24 protein-coding genes, 1 rRNA gene and 3 pseudogenes are annotated in these 24,935 nt (G+C 69.7%); 25 read left to right on the forward strand and 3 right to left on the reverse strand.

Annotated elements, in window-relative coordinates:
* From rrf to xerD, 12 genes and pseudogenes are all read left to right on the forward strand, one after another.
* A 5S ribosomal RNA gene (rrf, locus tag B9Y70_RS08630) occupies window positions 1-96 on the forward strand; the annotation flags it as partial.
* A 120-nt stretch (window positions 97-216) separates the two neighbouring features.
* Window positions 217-1,158: pseudogene (locus tag B9Y70_RS08635) on the forward strand (hypothetical protein); the annotation flags it as partial.
* A 28-nt stretch (window positions 1,159-1,186) separates the two neighbouring features.
* Window positions 1,187-2,170 carry an HAD-IIA family hydrolase gene (locus tag B9Y70_RS08640; protein ID WP_085550020.1) on the forward strand — a complete coding sequence of 328 codons (984 nt, stop codon included), beginning with the start codon at window positions 1,187-1,189 and terminating at the stop codon, window positions 2,168-2,170.
* A 5-nt stretch (window positions 2,171-2,175) separates the two neighbouring features.
* A complete protein-coding gene (locus B9Y70_RS12870) occupies window positions 2,176-2,334 on the forward strand; it encodes a hypothetical protein (RefSeq protein ID WP_162841657.1) in 159 nt (52 codons plus the stop codon).
* Complete coding sequence (locus tag B9Y70_RS08645; protein ID WP_085549871.1) at window positions 2,334-3,158, forward strand: TlyA family RNA methyltransferase; 825 nt, start codon at window positions 2,334-2,336, stop codon at window positions 3,156-3,158. The genes B9Y70_RS12870 and B9Y70_RS08645 overlap by 1 nt, the downstream gene beginning before the upstream one ends.
* The gene (locus B9Y70_RS08650; RefSeq protein ID WP_085549872.1) at window positions 3,068-4,096 is read left to right on the forward strand and encodes an NAD kinase; all 1,029 of its coding nucleotides are present in this window, start codon (window positions 3,068-3,070) and stop codon (window positions 4,094-4,096) included. The genes B9Y70_RS08645 and B9Y70_RS08650 overlap by 91 nt, the downstream gene beginning before the upstream one ends.
* A 5-nt stretch (window positions 4,097-4,101) precedes the next feature.
* Window positions 4,102-5,826: a DNA repair protein RecN gene (gene recN, locus B9Y70_RS08655; protein ID WP_085549873.1), complete on the forward strand. Its 1,725-nt coding sequence runs from the start codon at window positions 4,102-4,104 to the stop codon at window positions 5,824-5,826.
* 26 nt (window positions 5,827-5,852) lie between these two features.
* Entirely contained in the window at window positions 5,853-7,037 is a 1,185-nt protein-coding gene (gene steA, locus B9Y70_RS08660) for a putative cytokinetic ring protein SteA (protein ID WP_085549874.1), read from the forward strand.
* A 9-nt stretch (window positions 7,038-7,046) separates the two neighbouring features.
* Window positions 7,047-7,964, forward strand: coding sequence for a copper transporter (locus B9Y70_RS08665; RefSeq protein WP_085549875.1), 918 nt, complete (start codon window positions 7,047-7,049; stop codon window positions 7,962-7,964).
* Window positions 7,965-8,031: 67 nt separating this feature from the next.
* On the forward strand, window positions 8,032-9,612 hold the full coding sequence (locus B9Y70_RS08670; protein ID WP_085549876.1) for a CTP synthase: 1,581 nt from the start codon (window positions 8,032-8,034) through the stop codon (window positions 9,610-9,612).
* 4 nt (window positions 9,613-9,616) lie between these two features.
* Window positions 9,617-10,264 (forward strand): NUDIX domain-containing protein, encoded by a 648-nt coding sequence (locus B9Y70_RS08675; RefSeq protein ID WP_085549877.1) that lies wholly within the window; start codon window positions 9,617-9,619, stop codon window positions 10,262-10,264.
* Window positions 10,261-11,160, forward strand: a complete 900-nt coding sequence (gene xerD, locus B9Y70_RS08680) for a site-specific tyrosine recombinase XerD (protein ID WP_085549878.1) — start codon at window positions 10,261-10,263, stop codon at window positions 11,158-11,160. Before B9Y70_RS08675 ends, xerD begins: the two co-directional genes overlap by 4 nt.
* Here xerD and B9Y70_RS08685 read toward each other — a convergent pair.
* Window positions 11,108-12,607: an ATP-binding cassette domain-containing protein gene (locus B9Y70_RS08685; protein ID WP_085549879.1), complete on the reverse strand. Its 1,500-nt coding sequence runs from the start codon at window positions 12,605-12,607 to the stop codon at window positions 11,108-11,110. The two genes, xerD and B9Y70_RS08685, sit on opposite strands and share 53 nt — an antisense overlap.
* A gap of 271 nt (window positions 12,608-12,878) precedes the next feature.
* Here B9Y70_RS08685 and B9Y70_RS08690 point away from each other — a divergent pair, with 271 nt between their 5' ends.
* The 4 genes and pseudogenes from B9Y70_RS08690 to bioD form a co-directional block, all read left to right on the forward strand.
* Complete coding sequence (locus B9Y70_RS08690; RefSeq protein ID WP_420838448.1) at window positions 12,879-13,754, forward strand: ParA family protein; 876 nt, start codon at window positions 12,879-12,881, stop codon at window positions 13,752-13,754.
* Entirely contained in the window at window positions 13,751-14,554 is an 804-nt protein-coding gene (locus B9Y70_RS08695; RefSeq protein WP_240309199.1) for a segregation and condensation protein A, read from the forward strand. Before B9Y70_RS08690 ends, B9Y70_RS08695 begins: the two co-directional genes overlap by 4 nt.
* 87 nt (window positions 14,555-14,641) lie before the next feature.
* Window positions 14,642-15,864 (forward strand): annotated as a pseudogene (locus tag B9Y70_RS08700) (adenosylmethionine--8-amino-7-oxononanoate transaminase).
* Window positions 15,861-16,478, forward strand: a pseudogene (bioD, locus tag B9Y70_RS08705) (dethiobiotin synthase); the annotation flags it as partial. The pseudogenes B9Y70_RS08700 and bioD, both read left to right, overlap by 4 nt.
* Here the strand turns inward: bioD and B9Y70_RS08710 are convergent.
* Window positions 16,452-17,015 (reverse strand): GNAT family N-acetyltransferase, encoded by a 564-nt coding sequence (locus B9Y70_RS08710; RefSeq protein WP_085549882.1) that lies wholly within the window; start codon window positions 17,013-17,015, stop codon window positions 16,452-16,454. The pseudogene bioD and the gene B9Y70_RS08710 sit on opposite strands and share 27 nt — an antisense overlap.
* Before the next feature lie 159 nt (window positions 17,016-17,174).
* Here B9Y70_RS08710 and B9Y70_RS08715 point away from each other — a divergent pair, with 159 nt between their 5' ends.
* The 9 genes from B9Y70_RS08715 to B9Y70_RS08755 all read left to right on the forward strand — a co-directional run bounded on the left by B9Y70_RS08715 (window position 17,175) and on the right by B9Y70_RS08755 (window position 24,156).
* Window positions 17,175-17,927, forward strand: coding sequence for a sulfurtransferase (locus tag B9Y70_RS08715; protein WP_085550021.1), 753 nt, complete (start codon window positions 17,175-17,177; stop codon window positions 17,925-17,927).
* Window positions 17,924-18,463 carry an SMC-Scp complex subunit ScpB gene (gene scpB / locus B9Y70_RS08720; protein WP_085549883.1) on the forward strand — a complete coding sequence of 180 codons (540 nt, stop codon included), beginning with the start codon at window positions 17,924-17,926 and terminating at the stop codon, window positions 18,461-18,463. Before B9Y70_RS08715 ends, scpB begins: the two co-directional genes overlap by 4 nt.
* Window positions 18,464-18,524: 61 nt before the next feature.
* A complete protein-coding gene (locus B9Y70_RS08725; RefSeq protein ID WP_085549884.1) occupies window positions 18,525-19,454 on the forward strand; it encodes a pseudouridine synthase in 930 nt (309 codons plus the stop codon).
* 11 nt (window positions 19,455-19,465) lie between these two features.
* Window positions 19,466-20,146 carry a (d)CMP kinase gene (gene cmk, locus B9Y70_RS08730; RefSeq protein WP_205410440.1) on the forward strand — a complete coding sequence of 227 codons (681 nt, stop codon included), beginning with the start codon at window positions 19,466-19,468 and terminating at the stop codon, window positions 20,144-20,146.
* Complete coding sequence (gene der, locus B9Y70_RS08735; RefSeq protein WP_085549886.1) at window positions 20,143-21,660, forward strand: ribosome biogenesis GTPase Der; 1,518 nt, start codon at window positions 20,143-20,145, stop codon at window positions 21,658-21,660. Before cmk ends, der begins: the two co-directional genes overlap by 4 nt.
* A gap of 92 nt (window positions 21,661-21,752) precedes the next feature.
* The gene (locus B9Y70_RS08740) at window positions 21,753-22,028 is read left to right on the forward strand and encodes a hypothetical protein (RefSeq protein WP_143337586.1); all 276 of its coding nucleotides are present in this window, start codon (window positions 21,753-21,755) and stop codon (window positions 22,026-22,028) included.
* Window positions 22,029-22,064: 36 nt separating this feature from the next.
* The gene (locus B9Y70_RS08745) at window positions 22,065-22,457 is read left to right on the forward strand and encodes a hypothetical protein (RefSeq protein WP_143337587.1); all 393 of its coding nucleotides are present in this window, start codon (window positions 22,065-22,067) and stop codon (window positions 22,455-22,457) included.
* Between the two features lie 85 nt (window positions 22,458-22,542).
* Window positions 22,543-23,265: a phosphotransferase gene (locus B9Y70_RS08750; RefSeq protein ID WP_085549889.1), complete on the forward strand. Its 723-nt coding sequence runs from the start codon at window positions 22,543-22,545 to the stop codon at window positions 23,263-23,265.
* 120 nt (window positions 23,266-23,385) lie between these two features.
* Window positions 23,386-24,156 carry a hypothetical protein gene (locus B9Y70_RS08755; protein WP_085549890.1) on the forward strand — a complete coding sequence of 257 codons (771 nt, stop codon included), beginning with the start codon at window positions 23,386-23,388 and terminating at the stop codon, window positions 24,154-24,156.
* Here B9Y70_RS08755 and B9Y70_RS08760 read toward each other — a convergent pair.
* Entirely contained in the window at window positions 24,153-24,929 is a 777-nt protein-coding gene (locus B9Y70_RS08760) for a class I SAM-dependent methyltransferase (RefSeq protein WP_085549891.1), read from the reverse strand. The two genes, B9Y70_RS08755 and B9Y70_RS08760, sit on opposite strands and share 4 nt — an antisense overlap.
* Between the last annotated feature and the right edge of the window lie 6 nt (window positions 24,930-24,935).

Here is a 24,935-nt window from a genome sequence, read left to right on the forward strand (position 1 = left end):
GAAACGCCCGGTCCCATTCCGAACCCGGAAGCTAAGCCTGCCCGCGCTGATGGTACTGCACTCGGGAGGGTGTGGGAGAGTAAGTTACCGCCGACCTAAAATTTAAAAGAGGAATGAAAGGCGCGGCCTGTCGAGTTGAGAACCTTCTCCTCGACAGGCCGCGTCTTTCGTCGTATCTGCCCGCCGGCAGAGTTTATGGGAGAGAATTGCCGTATGTCTGATCGCCCGAACCGTGACAACCAGAACAACGCCCGTGGCGGTCGCCCGCAGCGCTCGGGTGGCCCGCGCCGCCGCGACGACCGTAACGACCGCGGCGAGCGTGGTGACCGCCGTGAGCGCGGTGACTGGGAGGACCGCCGCGGCAACCGCGAGGATCGCCGGGGACGTCCGGGAGGGGAGCGTCGTCACGCACAGCGCGCCGGCGCCGACCGGTCGCCCCACAAGCGTTCCGCACCGCAGCGTTCCGGTTTCCGTGAGGAACGCCTCAACAAGCGCATGACCGAGCCGGATCTGCCGGATGACATCGACATCCACGATCTCGACCCGCTGGTGCTGCAGGATCTCAAGGTCCTGAGCAAGGACAACGCTGATGCCGTCGCGAAGCACATGTTCATGGCGGCGACGCTCATGGAGGATGACCCGCAGTTGGCGCTGCGTCATGCCCGCGCTGCCAAGGACCGGGCCGGCCGCGTCGCGGTGGCCCGGGAGACCAACGGCATCGCCGCCTACCGGGCGGGCGAGTGGCGGGAGGCCCTCTCCGAGCTACGGGCCGCCCGTCGGATGTCCGGTGGCCCCGGCTTCATGGCCGTCATGGCGGACTGCGAGCGTGGTCTCGGCCGCCCGGAGAAGGCCGTCGAGATGGGTCGCTCCGAGGAGGCCCGTCAGCTCGACCGCGAGGGCGCGGTGGAGCTCGGAATCGTCATTGCCGGCGCCCGTCTGGACATGAACCAGCCGGAGAGCGCCGTCGTGACGCTGCAGCGTCTCAACCCGGACCTGGGTTCCACCGGCCGTATCAATGCGCGCCTGTCCTACGCCTACGCGGACGCGCTGGCCGCCGCCGGTCGCGTCGACGAGGCGAAGGAGTGGTTCGCCCACGCCGACAGGATCGACGAGGACGACATGCTCGACGCCGCGGAGCGTCTGTCGGAACTGTCCTGATTCACCCCACGCACTAAGCTTGGACACCATGAGTCTCCTGCGCGCCCACGATGCCCTGCTTCTCGACCTCGACGGAACCGTCTGGGAGGGGGGACGGGCCATCGACGGGGCGGTGGAGACCATCACCGCGGCGGGTGTTCCGAGCGTGTACATCACCAACAACGCGATGCGGGCCCCGCAGGTGGTCGCGGAGAAGCTGCAGGCCATCGGCCTCGACGCCACGGACACCGATGTGGTGACCGCCGCGCAGGCCGCCATCGACGTCGCTGCGGAGCACCTGCAGCCCGGCGACCCCGTCTACATCGTCGGCACGCCCTCCTTCAAGGAGCTGGCGCAGGCGGCCGGCTACCGGGTCGTCGACTCGGCGGACGAGCAGCCGAAGGCGGTGCTCCAGGGTCTGGACCCGGAGGCCACCTGGGCGGTGCTCTCCGAGGCCGCGCTGGCCATCCGCAACGGTGCGACCTACGTCGCCTCCAACCTCGACACCACTCTGCCCGATCCCCGCGGCCTGCTGGTGGGCAACGGTTCCATGGTCGCCGCGGTGGTCTCGGCCACGGGTGTCACGCCGGTCTCGGCCGGTAAGCCGCAGGGCGCGATGTTCGTCACCGCCGCCCAGCGCGTCGGGGCGCAGGCCCCGCTGACCGTGGGCGATCGCCTCGACACCGACATCGAGGGCGCCAACGCCGCCGGCATGCCTTCCCTTCACGTCCTCACGGGCGTTTCCGGGCACATCGCCCTGCTCGAGGCCGTGAAGGAGCAGCGCCCCACCTACATCGCCGCGGACATGCGCGCCCTCCACGAGGATCCCGCCACCCTGCGCCCGGGAGCCCAGGGTGGGTTCACTGCCCGCGTCGACGGCAACGACATCCTGCTCGAGCGCGGCCACGCGGAGTCCACCTCCGTGCAGGCGCTGCGCACCGTCCTCGAGGTCGCCTGGTCGATGAAGCGCCCCGCCGACCTCATCCGTCCCGTCGGTGACCACGCCGCCCGCGCGGTCTCCGACTGGTGGTGACACCGATGGTCACCCCCGGCGATCTGGTCAGGGTGCGACCGGAGGACGTCGAGAAGCAGCTCGCCGACATCCTCGACGAGACCCCCGCCTCGCTCCCCGAGGAGGCGGATCAGCTCACCCGCGCGCATGCCGTCCTGCAGCGCGCACTGCAGGAGGGACACTGATGGCACCGGCACGCAGGCGCCTGGACGCGGAACTGGTACGACGCAAGATCGCCCGTTCGCGGGAGCAGGCCGTCGACATGATCAAGGCGGGTCGGGTGTACGTCGGTGGTTTCCGGGCGCTCAAGCCGGCCACGGTCGTGGAACCGGAGGTCTCCATCCGCGTGGAGGAGGCGGCCGACGACGACTGGGCCTCCCGCGGGGCGCACAAGCTCCTCGGGGCACTCGCGGCCTTCGAACCGCAGGGTCTGAGTGTGACGGGGAAGAAGATCCTCGACGCCGGTGCCTCGACCGGCGGTTTCACGGATGTGCTGCTGCGTCGTGACGCCGCGGAGGTCGTCGCCGCCGACGTCGGGTACGGCCAGCTCATCTGGCGCCTGCAGAACGATCCGCGGGTGCGCGTGCTCGACCGCACCAACGTGCGCACTCTCACCACGGAGCAGACCGGCGGTCCCTGCGACATGATGGTCGGCGACCTGTCCTTCATCTCCCTGCGTCTCACCCTGCCGGCCATCACCGGGTGCCTCACCGAGGGCGCCGACCTGCTGCCCATGGTGAAACCGCAGTTCGAGGTGGGCAAGGACCGGCTCGGCTCCGGCGGGGTGGTACGCAGCCCGCAGCTGCGCGCGGAGGTCACCCGCGAGGTGGCCGATTTCGCCGCCACGCTCGGCCTGAGCTGCCGGGGTGTGGTGGCCTCACCGCTGCCCGGCCCGAGCGGAAACGTAGAATATTTTCTATGGCTGAGAAAGGACGGCGGCGCGAGCGCCCCGGACCCGGATCAGCTGCAGTCCATGATCGACACGGCAGTGCAGGAGGGCCCGCAGTGAGCACCGCGACCACCGAGCAGACCACTCATCGTGAGGTGCTGCTCGTCCCGCACACGGGGCGCAGCAAGAACCTCTCCGCCGCGGAACGCACCGCCGAGCTTCTCGACGCCGCCGGCATCACCGTCCGCGTCCTCGTCCATCAGGACGGCCGCCCCCTGGAGGGCAGTGAGATCCTCTCGCCGCTCAAGCGCGTGACGCACACCGCTGACGCCGCGGAGGGTTGCGAGCTCGTGCTCGTCCTCGGCGGTGACGGCACCTTTCTCCGCGCGGCGGACCTCGCGCACGCCGTCGACGTGCCCGTCCTGGGCATCAACCTCGGCCACGTCGGCTTCCTCGCCGAGTGGGAGGCCGAGTCCCTCGACGCCGCCATCCAGCGGGTCATCGACCGCACCTACCGCGTCGAGGACCGCATGACCGTCGACGTCACCGTCCTGGACAACGACCTCGAGGTCATCGGCCGCGGCTGGGCCCTCAACGAGGTGAGCGTGGAGAACCTCAACCGCCGCGGTGTCCTCGACGCCATCCTCGAGGTCGACGGGCGCCCCGTGTCCTCCTTCGGTTGCGACGGTGTGCTCATCTCCACCCCGACCGGTTCCACCGCCTACGCCTTCTCGGCGGGCGGCCCGGTGCTGTGGCCGGAGCTCGACGCCATCCTCGTCGTCCCCAACAACGCCCATGCGCTGTTCACCAAGCCGCTCGTGGTGTCCCCGCGGTCGACAGTGGCGGTGGAGTCCAACCCGGACGCGTCCCCGGCGATGGCCGTCATGGACGGCTTCCGTCCGATCCCCATGCCGCCCGGTTCACGCGTCGAGGTCGTCCGCGGTGCCCGCCCGGTCCGCTGGGTCCGCCTGGACGAGTCCACCTTCACCGACCGCCTGGTGACCAAGCTGCGTCTGCCCGTCTCCGGCTGGCGTGGTCCGCGCAACCAGCAGAAATAGGTTTCATGCTCGCTGACATCGCCATCGAGAATCTCGGTGTCATCCCCTCGGCCTCCGCGGAACTGGCCGAGGGGTTGACCGTCCTCACCGGTGAGACCGGTGCTGGTAAGACCATGGTGGTCACCGGCCTGCGCCTCCTCGCCGGCGGCCGCGCGGACGCCTCCCGGGTGCGGTCCGGCGCGAAGCAGGCCGTGGTGGAGGGGCGTTTCGTCACCACCGCCCTGCCCGCGGCGACGGCCGCCCGGGTCACCGAGCTTGTCGACGCCGCCGGCGGCACCGCCGACGAGAACGGCGAGTTCATCGCCTCCCGCACGGTGAGTGCCGCGGGCCGGTCGCGTGCGCACCTCGGCGGGCGTTCCGTACCGGCGGCCACGCTCGCCGAGTTCAGCGCGCCCCTGCTCACCATCCACGGGCAGAACGACCAGCTCCGCCTGCTCGCCCCCGAGCAACAGCTGGCGGCGCTCGACCGTTTCGACCCGGCCATCGCCCCGCTTCTGGAGACCTACCGCGAGGCGTGGCGCACGTGGCGGGCCCTGGCGAAGGACCTGCGCTCGCGCACCGAGTCGCGCCGCGAGCTGGCCCAGGAGATCGACCGCCTGCAGTTCGCGCTCGACGAGATCGACGCCGTGGAACCGGAGCCGGGGGAGGACGCGGAACTGCTCCTCCAGATCCGCCGCCTGCAGGACGTGGACACCCTCCGCGAGGAGGCGTCCACCGCCCTGGCCGCCATCGACGGGCCCGAGGCCTTCGGCGGTTTCTCCGAGGAGGACCCGGCGTCGACGCTGCTGGGCCGCGCAGAGGCCGCGCTCAGCGGTTCCGAGGACACCGAGCTCAGGGAGCTGGGGGAGCGGCTGGCCGGGATCACCAGCCAGCTGGGGGACATCGCCGCCGAGCTCGGTGGTTTCCTCTCCGACCTGCCGGCCGACCCCTCGCTGCTGGAGGAGTCCCTGCAGCGGCAGCAGCAGCTGAAGATGCTCACCCGTAAATACGCCCCGGACATCGACGGCGTGCTCGCCTGGCGAGACAAGGCGCGTACCCGGCTCTCGCGCATCGACATCTCCTCCGAGGCCCTCGACGAGCTGAAGAAGCAGGTCGCCGCTGCGGAGAAGACGATGACGGCGGCTGCGAAGAAGCTCAGCGCCGCCCGCACGAAGGCCGCGGCCCGTCTGGCGGAACAGGTGACGGAGGAGCTGCAGGGCCTGGCCATGGCCAAGGCGCGGCTCACCGTCGATGTCCGGCGCGTGGAGCCGGGCCGCGAGGGGGCGGACGAGGTGGAGCTCATGCTCGCCCCCAACGCCGGTACCGAGCCCCGTCCGCTGGCGTCCAGTGCCTCCGGCGGTGAGCTCTCCCGTGTCATGCTGGCGCTTGAGGTGATCCTCTCCGCCGGGACGCAGGGCGCGACGCTCGTCTTCGATGAGGTCGACGCGGGCGTCGGTGGCCGGGCGGCCGTGGAGATCGGGCGTCGTCTCGCCCGGTTGGCGGTGCACAACCAGGTCATCGTCGTGACGCATCTCCCGCAGGTGGCGGCCTACGCCGACACGCACCTGCACGTCGCGAAGAATGTCGGGGACGAGTCGGTGACCTCCGGCGTGCTCACCCTCAGCCCGCAGGAGCGGGTGGAGGAGCTGGCGCGGATGCTCGCGGGGCTCGATGACACGGACACCGGTCGTGCGCACGCGGCGGAGCTGCTGGAGCGGGCGGAGGAGGAGCGGCGCGCCTTCACCATCTGACGGGCCCCGCCCGTCACAATGGCCACATGAGTCTGTTCTCCCGCACCGCCGACCTGCCCGGTCTGCAGGGCACCCTCCGCGACTGCACCTCCGGGGGCAAGGGCGCGCGCCGCCTGCGCGCCGGTGACATCGCCGTCATCAACACCGCCGACATCTCGCGTCGCGACGCACAGGTGCTTCTCGACGCCCGCCCCGCCGCCGTCATCAACATGTCCCGGTTCTCCACTGGGGCGGTGCCCAACTTCGGGCCGCACATGCTGCTCGAGTCGGACGTGCTGCTCGTCGAGGACACCGGCCCGGAACTCGGCGCGGCGCTCAAGGACGGCAAGAAGGCGCGGATCACCGAGGACGGGGCGATCCACCTGGGGGAGCGGCGCATCGGCGCGGGCCACGTGGTCACCACCGAGGATGTCGAGACCACCTTCACGGGCGCCCAGCAGTCGCTGGTCGACCACATGGAGGCGTTCTTCGGCAACACCATCGAGTTCATCCACTCGGAGGGGCCGCTGCTCATCGACGGCCTGGGCATCCCGGACACCGGTGCGGACATCAACGGCCGCAAGGTGCTCGTGGTGAGCCCCGGCCCGGAGCACCGCAACGAGGTGAAGTTGCTGCGCAACTTCATCCGCGAGTACGACCCGGTCATCATCGGTGTCGACGCCGCCGCGGACACGCTCCTGGAGCTGGGCTACAAGCCGGATCTCATCGTCGGTAACCCGGCGGGCATCGGGGCAGACACCCTGCGCAGCGGTGCGCGCGTGGTGCTGCCGGCTGACCCCGACGGCCACGCCGCCGGCCTGGAGCGCATCCAGGATCTCGGCGTCGGTGCAATGACGTTCCCGGCCGCGACGGACTCCGCGACCGACCTCGCCCTGCTGCTCGCCGATTACCACGGTGCGCAGCTCATCGTGAACGCGGGCAGCCCCTTCGACCTCGACGGCGTGTTCGCCAACGACCCGGAGGCCACCCCAACCGCCATGCTCACCCGCGCCAAGCTGGGGAAGCGGCTCGTCGACGCCTCCGCGATCTCCGACCTGTACACGGTCAGCTCGGGTAACGGGCTGGCGTGGCTGTGGGCGATCCTCGGCATCCTGGTGGCCCTCGCCGCCATCGTGCTCATCGTCGGTTTCTCCGGCCCGGGCACCTTCACCGACAATCTCATCGACACCTGGAACAGCGTCGCGCTGACCTTCCAGGGTTGGTTCCAGTAGGGGGCAGACATGGCAGGACGCAACAACTCCGGTCGAGCGGGATGGCTCATCGGCGGCCTCGGCTTCGGCATCGCCGCGGGCGTGGCCCTGGGCACCCTGGTGATCGCCCCCAACATGCCCGACGAGTCCGGGGAGAGCCCCGTCCGCGAGGACGCCGCCGCGCCCGAGCGCGCGGAGATCGCCGAGGCGCAGGCGGCCTCCGCCGACAGCGTCATCGCGGACCTCGCCTCCTCCGCCGTCGCCGAGACTCTCACCGACCGTCCGGTCCTGGTGTTCCGCACGGCGGACGCGGTCGAGGAGGATGTGGCGGGCGTCGAGACGCTGCTCGCCGATGCCGGCGCCATCGACGCCGGAACCATCTCCCTGGCGGAGCGGTTCCTCTCCGCCGAGGGTGCCGACCAGCTCAAGTCCATCGTGGCGAACACCCTGCCCGCCGGGGCGCAGCTCTCTGAGGACCGCCTCGATCCGGGCCTGCACGCCGGTGAGGCCCTGGGATCCGCTCTCCTGCTCAACCCGGAGACGGGGGAGGAGCAGTCGAGTTCGGAGGAGCGGGGCCTGCTGCTCCGCGCGCTGCGGGACGCCGGATTCCTCGACTACGAGGACGGCACCATCCTCCCGGCGCAGGTCGCCGTCGTCGTCACCGGCGACGCCTCCGAGGGGCTGGAGTCCCGGAACCTCGCGGACTTCGTCGGAGCTCTCGACGGCCGCGGCAACGGTGCCGTCCTCGCGGGCCGCATCCACACCGCCGCGGACACCGGTGCGGTGGGTCTGGTGCGCGCGGAGGAGACCGGGGTGTCCACCGTGGACTCCGTCGACCGGGCCGTGGGCCGCATGGCGACGGTGCTCGCGGTCCGTGAGCAGCTGGAGGGTGAGTCCGGGGCCTACGGTTCCGCCGAGTCCGCGGAGGCCGCGAGCCCGGCGCCGTAGATTCCTATCTGTCAACAGATAGGTTATTCTGGAGTCCCGTAGAGTTCCTCGAACCACGGGAGGCCCCATGCGCCATCACACACGCCACATCATCGTCACGGGAGGCGTCGTCTCCTCACTGGGCAAGGGCCTGACGGCCGCCAGCCTCGGACGCCTGCTCACCGACCGCGGGCTCCGCGTGACCATGCAGAAGCTCGACCCGTACCTCAACGTCGACCCCGGCACCATGAACCCCTTCGAGCACGGGGAGGTCTTCGTCACCGAGGACGGGGCGGAGACCGATCTCGACCTCGGCCACTACGAGCGTTTCCTCGACCGCACCCTCAACCGCACCGCCAACGTCACCACCGGTGCCGTGTACTCCGAGGTCATCGCCCGCGAACGCCGCGGCGGCTACCTGGGCAAGACCGTGCAGGTCATCCCGCACATCACCGACGAGATCCGCGACCGCGTCATCGGCGCCGGCGGCGAGGACATCGACGTCGTCATCACGGAGATCGGCGGCACCGTCGGCGACATCGAGTCCCTGCCCTTCCTCGAGGCCGCCCGCCAGCTGCGCCACGTCGTCGGCCGCCGCAACATCGCCTTCATCCACGTCTCCCTCGTGCCGTACCTGGCCCCGTCGGGCGAGCTGAAGACCAAGCCCACCCAGCACTCGGTCGCCACCCTGCGCTCCATCGGCATCCAGCCGGACGCCATCGTCCTGCGGTGTGACCGGGAGGTGCCCGCCGGGCTCAAGGAGAAGATCGCGCTCATGTGCGACGTCGAGAAGCAGGGTGTCATCTCGTGCGCCGACGCGCCGAGCATCTACGACATCCCGGGGGTGCTGCACGAGCAGGGCCTCGACACGTTCCTCAGCGACCTCCTCGATCTGCCCACCACCGAGCCGGACTTCCGGGCCTGGCAGGACCTGCTCGACCGGGTGCGCCACCCGGAGGGCGAGGTCACCGTCGGCATCGTCGGCAAGTACACCGATCTTCCCGACGCCTACCTCTCCGTCGTCGAGGCCGTCCACGCCGCCGGCTTCCACCACCGCGTGGCCACCCGCATCGAGTGGATCAACGCCGACGAGGACTTCTCCCTCGACGGGGTCGACGCCGTCATCATCCCCGGCGGCTTCGGGTCGCGGGGCATCGAGGGCAAGATCGCCGCGATCATCCACTGCCGGGAGAACGGCATCCCGCTGCTGGGCATCTGCCTCGGCCTGCAGACCGTCGTCATCGAGGCGGCTCGCGCGGCCGGGCTGACCGGCGCCACCTCCACGGAGATCGACCCGGACACCGACACCCCGGTCATCGCCGTCATGGAGGACCAGAAGAACATCGCCGACCTCGGCGGCACCATGCGGCTGGGGGCCTGGCCGGCCGTGCTGGCCGAGGGGTCGGTCGTCGCCGCCACCTACGGCACCACCGAGGTGGCCGAACGCCACCGCCACCGCTACGAGGTGAATAACGCCTACCGCGAGGCCATCACCGCGGGCTCCGGCCTGGTCTTCTCCGGCACCTCCCCGGACGGGCAGCTCGTGGAGTTCGTCGAGTACCCCGATCACCCGTACCTGGTGGCCACCCAGGCCCATCCGGAATACGCGTCCCGGCCGACGCGGGCGCACCCGCTGTTCATCGGACTGCTGTCTGCGGCGCTAGATTAGTGGCATGACCCCGCCCGGTACCCACGTGTTCGACGTCCTCGACTCGGAGCTGCTGCTCGAGTCCCCGATCCTCGCCGTCCGCCGCGACACCCTCGCGATGCCCGGCGGCGGGACCGGGACCCGCGAGATCGTCGAACACTTCGGGGCCGTGGCCGTCGTCGCGGTCCGCGAGGGACGCGTCGCCCTGGTCCGCCAGTACCGACACAGCGTGCAGTCCCGCCTGTGGGAGCTGCCGGCCGGGCTTCTCGACGTCGCCGGCGAGGACGAGATCACCACCGCGCAGCGCGAGCTCGCCGAGGAGGCTGGCCTCGCCGCCGGACGCTGGGACGTGCTCTGCGACCTCGTCACATCCCCCGGCTTCTGCGAGGAGACCGTCCGCGTCTTCCTCGCCCGGGACCTCAGCGACGTCGAGCGCGGTGAGATGGAACACGAGGAGGCGGACATGCTCCTCGAGTGGATCCCCCTGGAGCAGGCCCGCGCCATGATCCTGCGCGGCGAGATCGTCAACTCCATCGCCGTGTCCGGCATCCTCAGCGCCGCCGAGGTGCTCGACGGGCGGGCGGAACCCCGGCCCGTCGACACGCCGTTCCCGTGGCGGCCGACGGCGCTGGCCTCCCGCCGCGTCGGCCCGGACCTGAAGAAGATGTCGTGACCGCCCGCGACGTGGCGACGACCTGGCTCGATCACCTCGCCGTCGAGCGCGGTCTGTCCGACAACACCCTGAGTAACTATCGACGCGACGTCGAGCGCTACCTCACCTGGCTCGACGAGGCCGGCCGCCACGAGCTTGCCGACGTCGCCACCGCCGACGTCGAGGCCTACGTCGCCGACCTGCGCCGCTCGGGACTGGCCGCCAGCTCCGCCGGACGCGCACTCGTCGTCGCCCGCGGACTGCACAGGTTCGCGGTCCGGGAGGGGATCGTCGACGTCGACGTCGCCGCGGACGTCTCCCCGCCGGCCACCGGCCGCCACCTGCCCGACACGCTGAGCATCGACGAGGTCACCCAGCTCATCGACGCCGTGCCCGACGGCGAGTACGCCGACGCCCTCGACCTGCGCGACAAGGCCCTCCTCGAACTGCTCTACGGCACCGGGGCCCGCATCAGCGAGGTCATGGGACTCACCGTCGACGACGTCACCGACAACGACGGCATCCTGCGGATCACCGGTAAGGGCAACAAGCAGCGCCTCGTCCCCATCGGCTCCAAGGCCGTGGAGGCGGTCGAGGCCTACCTGGTGCGCGCCCGCCCCCTCCTGGCCCAGGGGAAGTCCCACGCGCTTCTGCTCAACACCCGCGGCGGGGCCCTGAGCCGGCAGAGCGCGTGGGCGATCCTCAAGAACGCCGCCGCCCGCGCCGGCCTGGACAAGGACATCTCCCCACACACGCTCCGGCACTCCTACGCCACCCACCTTCTCGAGGGCGGTGCCGACGTCCGCGTCGTCCAGGAGCTCCTCGGCCACTCCTCGGTGACCACCACCCAGATCTACACCCACGTCACCGCGGACAACCTCCGTCAGGTGTGGCGGGAGGCGCACCCGCGGGCGTGATCTCCAGGCGCGGCCAGTGCGCCGTGTCGGCGAGCAGCTGCCGGTCGTGGGTGACCAGGACGACGGCCGCCTCCGTCTCCTCCAACGCGTGCGTCAGCTGGGTGACGGCGGCGATGGAGAGGTGGTTGGTCGGTTCGTCGAGAAGCAGGACCGACGGGCCGGCGTTCAGCAGCCGGGCGATGTCGCGCCGGCGACGTTGCCCCATGGAGAGGTGGTCGTCGGACTCCGCCGATTCCTGGCGGAGGTAGCCGATCGCCGACGGATCCGGCACCGATACCTCGCCGGTCGTCGGTTTCAGCCGGCCGGTGAGGATGTCGATGAGGGTGGACTTGCCGGCGCCGTTGGGGCCGGTGATGACGAGACGGTCACCGCCGCGGATGGACAGGTCGACGGGGCCCGTCAATCGCCCGGTCAGGGACAGCCCCTCGGCGCGCAGGTAGGTCCGGGTCGGTTTCGCGTGGAGGCGGGGGAAGGTGAGCACCGGCGGGGGAGGCGGCAACGTCACCTTGTGCGCCTCGAGGGCCTCCTGCCGACGCTTGACCGCCTGGACCACGCCGGGGGCGCGGGACTGGCGGGCGTGTTTGCCGGTGCCCTTCGGGGGTCGCCACCCGGTGCTCAGGCGGGACTGCGCCTGCTGGAGGTCCTGCTGGAGTTGCGCCTGCCGGGAGGTCTGGGTGGCGTACTCGTGGGCCCACGCCTCCTCGAGGGCGGCGCGTCCGGAGCGGTAGCCCTCGTACCCCTGCCCCCAGGTGCGGGGCAGCCCGTCGGGGGTGGGGTCGAGATCGAGGACGGTGGTCGCGAGGTCCTTCAGCAGGGTGCGGTCGTGGGAGACGACGAGCACCGACCCGCGACGTTGGCGGAGCTGCTCGGTGAGGAAACCCAGGCTGGAGTGGTCCAGGTGGTTGGTGGGTTCGTCGAGAAGCAGATGGTCGTGGTGACCGGCGAGCAGGCACGCGAGGCGGACGCGGTAGCGCTGGCCGACGGAGAGGGAATCGAGGTCGGCGTCATCGGGGAACTCGGCGTCGAGGGACGCCAGCGCGGTGCGGACGCGGCGGTGGGCGTCCCAGGCGTCGAGAAGCTCGGCGGCGGCGAGGGCGGCCTCGTACTCGTCGGGGTCATCCTCGATGGTGAGCAGGGCGGCGTCGAGACGCGCGAGGGCCTGTTCGGCGGGACGGATGGTGTCGCGGACGGCGTCGCCGACGGTGCCGACAGCGCTCATCTGCTGTTCCGCGAGCGCCAGGCTGCCGTGGACGGTGACCCGCCCGGTGGCGGGAGCCAGGCGGCCGACGAGAGTGTTGAGGAGCGTGGTCTTGCCGCGGCCGTTCTCGCCGACGACGACAATGCGGTCGCCAGCGGACAGGGCGAGGCTGAGGCCCCGGAAGATGGTGCGGGTGCCGAGGATGACGGAGAGATCCTCGGCCACGAGTTGGGCGCGACGGATGGTCATGGGGGTGCTTTCTGTACGTGGGTGTAAGGAACGACGAAGCACGCCGACAGCACGGATGACCGGCGGGCGTGCGCGTGGGTTCCTCAGAGGAAGTACAGATGCATGGTTCTGAGCGTAGGGCACGGCTCCGTAGGGCGCAAGGTCAAGTCAGGAGGGTAGACAGAAAGTGCCTGCGCCGTGTCTCCGCGGTGTGCGGCCGGGAGGATGTACCCTGTTAAACAACAACGATGTAAGCAGTGTCAGCAGCGAGGTCAAGGAAGAGGGTATGACTGTGAGCCGAGAGGGACTGTTCCAGGATCCCGGCGTCGAGCTCGGTCTGACCGGCCGCCCGGTACGCGAGCTGCCGCAGCCGGCTCCCCTGGACAGGCACGGACCTGCGACGATCATCTCGATGTGCAACCAGAAGGGCGGTGTCGGTAAGACGACGTCGACCATCAATCTGGGTGCCTGCCTGGCCGAGCAGGGGCGCAAGGTGCTCCTCGTCGACCTCGATCCGCAGGGTGCCCTGTCGGCCGGTCTCGGTGTGGCACACGACGAGCTCGACATCACCGTCTACGACCTGCTGCTGGACAACCACACCTCCATCCACTCCGCCATCCACCAGACCTCCGTGGGGAACATGGATCTGGTGCCGGCCAACATCGACCTGTCCGCGGCGGAGATCCAGCTGGTCAACGAGGTCGGCCGCGAGCAGACCCTGGCCCGCGCGCTGCGCCCGGTGATGAAGGAGTACGACTTCATCATCCTCGACTGCCAGCCCTCGCTCGGCCTGCTCACCGTCAACGCCCTGGCGTGCTCGCACGGCGTCATCATTCCCATGGAGTGCGAGTACTTCTCGCTGCGTGGCCTGGCCCTGCTCACCGACACGGTGGAGAAGGTCGGTGACCGCCTCAACTTCGACCTGGAGATCCTGGGCATCCTGGTCACCATGTTCGACCGCCGCACCTCCCACGCCCGCGAGGTCATGTCGCGGGTGGTAGAGGTGTTCGGGGACAAGGTCTTCGACTCGGTGATCACCCGCACGGTGCGATTCCCGGAGACCTCCGTGGCGGGCGAGCCGATCATCAGCTGGGCCCCGTCCTCGCAGGGCGCCGAGCAGTACCGCAACCTCGCGCTCGAGGTGCTGGAGCGGACCGCCAACCGGTGACCGGGGAGCAGCTGGAGATCCCGGGATTCCGGGTCGCCCTGGCCAACTTCGAGGGGCCCTTCGATCTGCTGCTACAGCTCATCGGGGCGAAGAAGCTCGATGTCACGGAGGTGGCGCTGTCGGAGGTCACCGACGAGTTCATCGCCTACACGCGCGCCCTGGGGGAGACCGCGGACCTCGACGAGACGACCGAGTTCCTCGTCGTGGCCGCCACCCTGCTCGACCTCAAGGCGGCGCGCCTGCTGCCCCGCGGCGAGGTCGATGACCTGGAGGATCTCGCCCTGCTGGAGATGCGCGACCTCCTCTTCGCCCGGCTGCTGCAGTACCGCGCGTACAAGCAGGTGGCGGACCTGTTCGCCGAGTGGCAGAAGAAGGCCCAGCGCCGGTACCCGCGGGCGGTGGCCGTGGAGCCGCAGTTCGCCGACCTTCTGCCGCCGGTGACCATCGGGCTGGGCCCCGCGCAGTTCGCCGAGATGGCGGCCGGGGTGTTCCGGCCGCGCCCGCCGGAGGAGGTGGGGACCGCACACATCCACCAGGTGGCGGTGTCGGTCCCGGAGCAGGCGGGGCGGATCCTCGACACACTGCGGCTCATGGGGTCCGGGCACTGGCTCACGTTCCAGGCACTGACCCGGGACTGCACGGTGTCGATGGAGGTGGTCGGCCGGTTCCTCGCACTGCTGGAGCTGTACAAGGCGCAGGCCGTGGAGACCCTGCAGGAGGAGGCGCTCGGGGAGCTCTCCGTCAGCTGGACCGGGTTGGATGTGGATCCGGCCGTGGTGGCCGCGAAGAACTGGGACTAGGGTCGGGTCCCAGGCAGGGGTACCTGAACATCGTTCAATCGAGGTTGCGGACGGTAGCCTGAATTGAACAACGTTCAAAGGAGATTCTTGGACCCCGCCGACATTCGGAGGCTCGACCACGTCCACGTGTGGCACCCCTACACCCCCGCCCACACCACCAACCTGCCCGTCACCGCCACCGACGGCATCCACCTCCGGCTGGCCGACGGCCGCCGCGTCATCGACGCCATGAGCTCCTGGTGGGCCGCCGTCCACGGCCACGGACACCCCGCCCTCGTGGCCGCCGCCACGGAGCAGATCGGCCGGATGAGCCACGTCATGTTCGGCGGGCTCACCCATGAACCCGCCGTCCGCCTCGCCACCCGCCTGGTGGACATGACCGGCCTGCCGCATGTGTTCTTCTCCGACTCCGGATCCGTCGCCGTCGAGGTCGCCGTGAAGATGGCGCTCCAGTACTCCCGCGGCATCGGCCACCCGGAACGCACCCGCCTGCTCACGTGGCGTTCCGGCTACCACGGCGACACCTTCGCCGCGATGAGCGTCTGCGACCCCGACGGTGGCATGCACTCCCTGTGGGCCGGCACCCTCGCCGAACAGGTCTTCGCCCCCGCCCCGCACACCGACGGGGTAGGCGACTATCTCGACCGTTTCGAGATGCTTGTCGACGCCACCGTCGCCGCCGTCATCATCGAACCCGTTGTCCAGGGTGCGGATGGGATGCGGTTCCACGATCCGGCGCTCGTCGCCGGGATCCGGGAGATCTGCGACCGGCACGGCATCCTGTACATCGCCGACGAGATCGCCACCGGCCTCGGCCGAACGGGGGAGATGTTCGCCACCCACGGGGCGGGCGTGCAGCCCGACATCATGTGCGTGGGCAAGGCGCTGACCGGTGGTTTCATGTCCCTCGCCGCCACCCTTTGCACCGCGGAGGTGGCGGCGGCGATCCCCACGCTCATGCACGGTCCGACCTTGATGGCCAACCCGTTGGCGTGCGCCGTGGCCGGAGCGTCGCTCGATCTCCTGGCCGCGGGTTCGTGGCGCGCGGACGTCGCCCGGATCGAAGCGGGCCTCAGGGTCGGCCTCGAGCCACTGCGGGGGCTGGCGGAAGACGTACGGGTGCTCGGTGCGATCGGCGTCGTCGAGATGGCGGAGCCGGTGGACACGGCGACCACCACGCGGGCGGCCCTCGCGGAGGGGTGTGGCTGCGGCCCTTCGGGCGTCTCATCTACACCATGCCGCCCTACATCTGCACGGACGAGGAGGTGGCGCAGATCTGCCGCGGCGTGGCAGCGGCGGTGCGCGCATGATCATCATGGTGACCGTCACGGGGACGGACGTCGGCAAGACGATCGCCACCGCGGCCCTGGTCAGTGTCCTGCGCGATCGCGGGATCGACGTGCTCCCCGCCAAGCCGGTACAGACGGGACCGGGCGAGGGGGATGTGGCGACCATCGCGGCGCTCACCGGGGTGCCCGGCGTGGAGTACGCCCGCTACCCTGAGCCGCTGGCCCCGAACATCGCCGCCCGGCGCGCGGGTCAGCGGCAGGTCACGCGCGAGGAACTCGGGGTGTGGTTGCGGGGCCTCGAGGCCCCCGGACGGACGGTGCTCGTGGAGGGGGCCGGCGGGCTGCTCGTGCGCCTCGCCGATGACCTCACTCTCGCCGACCTCGCCGCAGATGTGGGTGCCCCGCTCCTCGTCGTGACCTCGCTCGGGTTAGGCAGTCTTAACGCGGCGGAACTGACCGTCCGGGCGGCGCGTGCCCGCGGGCTCGAGGTGATCGGCCTCATCGGGGGCAGCCTGCCGGCGGAACCGGACCTGGCTACCCGGGAGAACCTCACCGAGCTGCCGCGGGTGACCGGGGTACCACTGCTGGGCTGCCTGCCCGCCGGGCACTCAGGGACGTGCCTTGAGGAACTCCAGGATCTCCTCCGGGAGCTCGCGGTCGGCGTAGATGCGGACGTCCGGCTCGGACGGGTCGTCGCCTGTGCCGATTCGGCGGCCCTCCCACACCGGGCGCAGGCCGACCTTCTCGAGGACACGGGCCGAGGCCGGGTGGTTGGTGGTGATGCGCGCGGTGACCGGGGTGTCCGGGTCCATGCGCTTGGCGGCCTTGAGGGCGGCCTCGGAAACCTCGGTGGCGAAACCGTTGCCCCACTTGTCGGGGCGGAAGCGGTACTTGAGGTCCCAGACGCGGCCGTCGACGAGCTCGATGCCACCGACCCCGATGAACTCGGAGGGCTGGTCGCGCATGTAGACGCCCCACGGTCCGAGGTCCTTGGCGGCCCAGGAGGCCTGGGTGCGGCCGATGAGCTGGTGGGTCTCCTTGACGGACTCGTGACGCGCCTGCGGGCGGTGCTCCCAGATGCGTTTGTCGCTGTAGACCTTGTAGGCCTCGGCGTCGTGCTTGGCGCTCAGGGGCATGAGGATGAGTCGTTCAGTGCGTGTGATCGTAGCCATGGGGAAATGTTACACACATCACATTGGCTGGTGTGTGTATTTCGGCAGATTTTCCAGGGCGCGTACGGACGTACTCCGCTGTGCCCCGGCAGGCCCGACAGCCGGGATGCGGGCGGGAGTCGGAGTACACGACAACGCGGCCTGCCTAGACTGGCAGCCATGAACCCGATGATGACGGTCGAAGAACTGCGCGCCCTGCGGGATGCGGTCGTCCTGTGCGCCTCCATGGGCCCGACCCCGCCGACCCACGGCATTCCCGGTTCCCACCTGGCGGATCTCGAGGGGGACTTCTCCGACTCTTCCTCCGATCTGCCGCACACGGTGCCCGCGGACGTGCAGGCACTCTTCGAGTCCTACGGCGTCTCCGACGACACCCCGGTCGTGGTCTACGGCGACGCGGCCGGTGCGACCGCGCCCCGCGTGTGGTGGCTGGCGAAGGTCGCAGGCATCGAGGCCCGCGTTCTCGACGGCGGGCTCGCCGCCTGGCGGGAGGCCGGGGGAGAGCTCGCCCCGTTCGCGGCACCCCGCGGGGGAGGACACCTGAGCGCGCAGCCGCGACCGGAGCTTCTGCGCAACCGCGCCGACGTGGAACAGGACGGACGCCTGGTCGTCGACGCCCGCTCCGCCGGACGATTCGCGGGCAGCGAGCCCGAGCCGCGGCCCGGCCTGCGTTCCGGACACATCCCCGGTTCGGTCAACCTGCCGTACACCGAGGTGTACCGGGACGGCCACCTGCGTCCCGCCGCAGAGCTCAAGGCACTCTTCGCTGACGTGGCGGGTGAGCGCCGCGACCTCACGTTCTCCTGCGGTTCCGGGGTCACCGCCTGTGTCGACGCCCTCGCCGCCACTGTCGCCGGGTACGAGGATCTGGCCGTGTACGAGGGGTCGTGGTCCGAATGGGGCCGGGAATGATCAGCCAACTGCGTTCCCAGCTGGAGTCGGTGCTGCTGGTCATCGACACCCCGGCGTCGGTGGCCACCCTGGCGCGGGTGCTCGATGCGGAGGAGGCGACCGTCGAGAGCCTGCTCAGGGCCACGGCCGCCGAGTTCGACGAGCGCGGCTCCGGCTTCGACCTGCGGGAGACCCAGGGGGGTTGGCGCCTGTACACCCGGCAGGCCAACGCCCCGGTGGTGGAGCAGTTCCTCCTCGACGGCTCGCAGACGAAGCTCTCCCGCGCCGCCCTGGAGACTCTGGCCGTCGTCGCCTACCGGCAGCCGGCGACTCGCTCGCAGATCTCCGCGGTGCGCGGCGTCAACGTCGACGGCGTCATGCGCACCCTCCAGCTGCGCGGACTCATCCGCGAGGTGGACGTGGAGCCGGCCACCGGTGCCCACCGCTACGAGACGACGGAACTGTTCCTCGAACTGCTGGGCATCGACTCCCTCGACCGTCTGCCCGACCTGGCCCCGCTGCTGCCGGACGTCGAGTCCATCGACGAGGAGTTTTAAGGGTCTGTCCGGTAGGGTGGAGCGGAACCAATTGCATACCTGAAGATAGGACACGATTCCCGTGACCCCACCCGCTCGCCGTGACGGCACACCGGACAAGGACCAGCAGCCCAGGAAGCTGCGGGCCTCCGAGATTCCGCTGTCCAACGCCCGCCCCGCCCGCCGCCAGAACGTCTCACCGCAGAAGCGACAGGCCTCCGCCCGCTCGGTCGCCGAGAGCCTCGGCGCCGACTGGCTCTATGACGATCAGCCCGCCACCGAGGGCGTGCGCCTGCAGAAGGTGCTGGCCCAGGCCGGTGTCGCCTCCCGCCGCCACGCGGAGGTCCTCATCGAGAAGGGCCGGGTCGAGGTCAACGGGGAGATCGTGACCAGGCAGGGTGTGCGCGTCAACCCGAACGTCGACGTCATCCGCGTCGACGGGGTGCGCATCCACGTCAACGAGGACCTGGAGTACTTCATCCTCAACAAGCCGCGGGGTGTGCTCTCCACGATGTCCGACGACGAGGGCCGTCTGTGTGTCGGCGATTTCGTCGCCGAGAAGGTCGCCTCCGGTCAGCGCCTGTTCCACGTCGGCCGTCTCGACGCCGACACCGAGGGTCTCATCCTGCTCACCAACGACGGCGAGCTGGCCAACCGCCTCATGCACCCGAAGTACGAGGTGTCGAAGACGTACCTGGCCACGGTGTTGGGCGAGGCCGACCGTCGCCTGGTCACCACCCTCAAGAAGGGCATCGAGCTGGAGGACGGCCCGGCGAAGGCCGACTACGTCCAGATCGTCGACACGCATGAGGGCCAGTCGCTGCTCAGGATCGAGCTGCACGAGGGACGCAAGCACATCGTGCGCCGCATGCTCAAGGAGGCCGGGTTCCCTGTCCAGCGCCTGGTGCGCACCAAGATCCACACCGTGCAGCTCGGTGAGCAGAAGCCGGGTTCCCTGCGCGCACTCAACAACTCCGAACTGACCTCCCTCTTCAAGGCGGTGCAGCTGTGACCTTCTCGAACATGCCCGACGGCGGCCTCATCCTCGCCGTCGACGGCCCCTCCGGCACCGGCAAGTCGACGACCTGCCGCGCGTTGGCCAAGCGACTCGACGCCAAGTACGTCGACACCGGTGCCATGTACCGGGTCGCCACTCTCGCGGTGCTCCGCGCAGGCGTCGACCCCACCGACACGGAGGCCGTCATCGCGGCCACCCGCGATCTGCCGCTGGCCGTCAACGACGATCCGGATTCCACCGAAGTGCTTCTCGACGGGGAGAACGTCGCTGCCGAGATCCGCGGTCGTGAGGTCACCCAGAATGTCTCCGCCGTCTCCGCGGTGCCGGAGGTCCGCGAGAATCTCGTCGCCCTGCAGCGTCGTCTCGCTGCTCAGGCGCACCGCGCCATCGTCGAGGGTCGGGACATCGGCACCGTCGTGCTTGCCGACGCCCCCGTCAAGGCCTATCTCACCGCCTCCCCGGAGATCCGCGCCCGCCGCCGCTACAACCAGGATCGCTCCGCCGGTCGGGAGGCGGACTTCGCCACCGTGCTCGCGGATGTGATCCGCCGCGACGAGCTCGACTCCTCGCGCACCACCTCGCCCCTGCGCCCCGCAGAGGACGCGCACCTCATCGACACCTCCGAGATGACCCTCGACCAGGTGCTCGAGACCCTCATCAACCTTGTGAAGGAGTCGCAGCGATGACCGACAACAACGACGAGATGGAGACCGAGTTCATCTTCCCGGGTGAGCACGACATCGACGAGTCCGAACTCACCGACGCCGAGCAGTGGGCCGACGAGGACTTCGAGATCGAGGAGTACGACTTCGAGGACATGACCGAGGAGGAGTGGGCCGCCCTCGAGGAGAAGCTGGGCGTCGAGCACAACGAACACCTCGAGGAGGAGCTGTGCACCGTCGCCATCGTCGGCCGTCCCAACGTGGGCAAGTCGACGCTGGTCAACCGCTTCCTGGGGCGTCGGGAAGCGGTCGTCGAGGACTTCCCCGGCGTCACCCGTGACCGCATCTCCTACATCGCGGAGTGGGGCGGCCGCCGCTACTTCGTCCAGGACACCGGCGGCTGGGACCCCAACGTCAAGGGGATCCACGGGGCCATCGCCCGCCAGGCGGAGGTGGCCATGCAGACCGCGGACGTCATCGTCATGGTCGTGGACACGAAGGTCGGCATCACCGAGACCGACGCCGTCATGGCGAAGAAGCTGCAGAAGGCCGAGGTTCCGGTTCTCCTCGTGGCGAACAAGTTCGACTCCGACTCCCTCTACGCCGACATGGCGGAGTTCTACGCGCTTGGCCTCGGCGACCCGTGGCCGGTCTCCGCGCTCCACGGCCGTGGCGGCGCCGACGTCCTCGACGAGGTGCTGCGCCTGTTCCCGGAGAAGCCGCGCGCGGCGTCGATCACCGAGGGGCCGCGTCGCGTGGCGCTCGTCGGTAAGCCGAATGTGGGCAAATCCTCTCTGCTCAACAAGGTGTCGAAGGAGGAGCGCTCCGTCGTCGACAACGTGCCCGGCACCACCGTCGACCCGGTCGACTCCCTCGTGCAGCTGGAGCAGAAGCTGTGGAAGTTCGTCGACACCGCCGGCCTGCGCAAGAAGGTCAAGACCGCGCAGGGCCACGAGTACTACGCCTCCCTGCGCACCCGCGCCGCCATCGACGCCGCCGAGGTGTGCGTCATGCTCATCGACGCCTCCGAGCCCATCTCCGAGCAGGACCAGCGCGTCCTGGCGATGGTGCTGGAGTCCGGCAAGGCACTGGTCATCGCGTTCAACAAGTGGGACCTCATGGACGAGGACCGCCGTGACCTCCTCGACCGCGAGATCGACCAGCAGCTCGGCCACCTGCCGTGGGTGACCCGCATCAACATCTCCGCGCAGACCGGCCGCGCTCTCCAGAGACTCGAGCCCGCCATGATCGAGGCCCTCGAGAGCTGGGACAAGCGCATCTCCACCGGCCAGCTCAACAACTGGCTGCGCGAGGCCATCGCCGCGAACCCGCCGCCGATGAAGGCTGGCCGCCTGCCGCGCGTCATGTTCGCCACGCAGGCATCCACCCGCCCGCCGGTGATCGTCCTGTTCACCACCGGGTTCCTCGACGCCGGTTACCGCCGCTACCTGGAGCGCAAGTTCCGCGAGCGTTTCGGTTTCCACGGTTCGCCGGTGCGCATCGCGGTGCGTATCCGCGAGCGACGCGCCCGGAAGTAGCCCGTTGCGCCGCGTCCTCGCCGCCCCCTGGCGGTGCTGCCCCTGGGGGCCTGCGCGTCGGAGGAGGTGTCGTCGTCACCGAGGTGGTGACGGTGACCGAAGCGGCAACCCCGGCGGAGCCTCTCTACCGGGAGGTTCCTGCCGAGCCTTTCGCCGGGGGCCGCGGGCACACCTTCGCTTCCTCCGACGGGGTGACCGAGTGCGAGGTGTTTCCCGCGCTGGCCGGGATGGACACGGTTCTCGACCCACGGGCGGGGGAGTGCGTCTCGTGGAGCCCGGGGCGTGAGGACGAATCCCTCATCATCTTCTCGCAGCACGGCGACGACTCCTTCTCCTCCGACGCGAGTCCTTCCCTGCCGCGGCGCTGAGGCAATGACCACCACACCCTCCACTCAGGTGAACTGGTGCGCTTCGGCCCGTTGACGTGCTTTTGCGCGCGCCCCGGCGCGCTGGCGTGCGTCGACGTGTACGGGGGAGAGGGCTTCGAACTCGCCGACGGGGCCTACCGGGAGTTCCACTGGGACGATGCGGTCAACATCCTGGAGCACCCCGACGGTACCCGCGAGATCATCGGTGAACTGGTGCGGCTCGACTTCGACAACGGCGGGCACATCTTCTGCGACCGCAACGACGACTACTTCAACTGCGGCGGCGCGACCGGCCTGGACTTTCCGCCCGGCTCCAACGCGGTGAGCTTCTACCGCGGTGCGGAGGACGGGCACGGGACCGGTGACATGGGCGAGTTCCAGGCCCAGGCGCAGGGCGCGGGCCGGGGAGTGTTCTTTCCGCGGGCTTGACCTTCGAAAACACCGGCACCCGGGCGACGTTCACCACGTCGGAGGGGAAGAGCTTCTGGGTGGGGGGCGACGGGTTCGGTGACAGATGACCGTCCCCACCGGTCCCATCGACCCGCCGCCGCTGGTCCGCGCCCTCTCCGCGGACGCGACCCCGGTGTGGGTCAGCGGCCTTCGCGGCGTCACGTGGCGCCTGTCCCATTCGTACCTCAAGGTCGGCCCCGGTCATCACGCCGCGGAGGCCGAGCGCCTCGCCTGGCTCGGCAGCCTTGATCTGCCGTTCCACGTTCCCGGCGTCCTCGGCGTCGGCCCGGATCATCTGCACACGACGCTTATCGACGCCGCCCCGCCGCTTAATCCCGCCGATCCCGGCGCCGCTGCGCATGCGTTGGGCCGGGCGCTGCGGATGTTCCACGATGCGGTGCCCGTGACCGGCTGCCCCTTCGTGTGGGGACCGCTACGTGGGGACGAGGACCTCGTCGTCTGCCACGGTGACGCGTGCAACCCCAACTGGCTCCTCGGGGCGGATCTCGGGTTCGTGGGGACCGTCGACCTGGGAAACCTCGGTGTCGACGACCGCTGGGCCGACATTGCGCCGGCAGTCCAGTCCCTGGCCTGGAACGGAATGGAGGGGCAGGACGCCGCCTTCCCCCGGGGGTACGGCATCGAGCTGGATGAGGAGAAGTTCGACAGTTATCTAGAGCGGTGGAATCGCGCCAGACAGGCTTGGTTTCATGAAGCTGCGTGCCTCGGTAGTGGGGGTCCTGGCTGCGGGAGCTTTGGTGCTCGCCGGCTGTACGGGTTCCGCTGACGACGTCGTCGTGGTCACCGAGGTAGTGACAGAGGAGGTCGCTGCAGGAGCCTCCTCGGATGCCCCGCGGACGCCGCGACGGCGCCCCTGAGCGGAACCCGGTACAGATTGGTCGAAGACGTGGAGCGTTTCAGTGAGGGCACCGAAACGTACCTATTTTCTTCCCCCGACGGGGAGATCGAGTGTCAGATCGTCGAGCAGTCCGTCAGTTCGGGTCCTTCGCCTGAGTTCGGAGGCGGGTGTGTCAACGAGGGACTTGAGTCGCCGCGCGGTTCGACGGTGATGTTCGCTACCCAGTCACCCGAGGAGTTCAGCTGGGAGCTGGATCCTGGCAGCTACCCGGGTCACTTCTACGGGGGTGGTCCTGCTCTCGAGGTCGGAGAAGTCATCCTCATGAGTCCACTGCTGTGTTTCGTACCGGATGAAGATTCATTGGGGTGTCTCATGCCCCGGGACCTGAGGGGATTTCTCGTCGAAGGAGCGGAGACGAGGGTTATTGACGCTTCCAATTATTCAGAGATTTTCGGGGGAGAGATCCTCGTCCCGTTCATTAGATTGGAGTTCGATAACGGTGGGTCGGTCATCTGCTACGAAGGCACGTCCGATGTCACTTACACCTGCGGCGACGCATGGGACCTGGACTTCCCCAATATGGAGGGCTCGACGGTGCAGTCCAACGCCGTGTTCTTTGACGTCAGCGGCGCCCAGCCTGTCGTCAAGGGCCACAACGCCTCGAACGTCGGCCTGGCCGGTGAGAACGCCCAGTCCACCCCACCGGGCACCTACCACCATTACGGCTTCACCATCGAGCACGATGGCGAGCGGGCGACGTTCACCACGCCGCAGGGCGGGACATTCTGGGTGGGTGTCGACGGGGTCGGCGTGGACTAGCGCTCCAGCACGAACGCATCCGTGCGGTAGGGGATGGCCAGCAGCTGCCCGGGCTGGTACTCGAGACGGTCGAAGAGGTACCAGCGCAGGTTCTCCGTCATGCGCTTCCGCACCTCCGGACCGGACTTGAGCCAGTAGGACCGGGAGGCCATGAGGTCGAAGAGCTGCTCCACGCACAGGTGCTGCACCCAGGTGGTGCGCAGCTCGCCCGCCAGGTGCCACGGTGCGTGGACCTCCGGGATGAACCCCGGGCGCTGGATGTCGCCGGAGTGCATGATGCGGGCCAGGCGCAGGATCCACGGGTGGGAGACGTCGAGGTTGTTCCACACCAGTACGACCCGACCCCCGGGGCGGACGACGCGGTCCAGCTCGGCGCAGGCCTCGGCGGCGTCGACCCAGTGCCAGGTCTGGGCGCAGGTGACGGCGTCGACGGAGGCGGCGCGCAGGCCGGTGGCCTCGGCGGTGGACCGCCACACGGGGATGGGCAGTGAGCGGAGCACCCGGACCATGTCCGGTGAGGGGTCGGAGGCCAGGACGTCGTGGCCGGCGTCGATAAGCGGGGCGGTGAGCTTGCCGGTGCCGGCACCGAGGTCGGCGACGGTGCGGCAGCCGTCGACAAGCTCCAGCACCGCGGGAGGATAACCGGGACGCACGTCGTCGTATGTGTCGGCGCCGCTGCGGAACGCCCATGCGGACTCACGGCGGTGGGCGGCGTCGGCGAATTCCGGGGTGTCCTTGGTGGACGCCTTCCGGAAGGCGGGGGAGAGGGTCACGCCAAG

This window comes from Corynebacterium pollutisoli (assembly GCF_900177745.1).
GTDB lineage: Bacteria > Actinomycetota > Actinomycetes > Mycobacteriales > Mycobacteriaceae > Corynebacterium > Corynebacterium pollutisoli.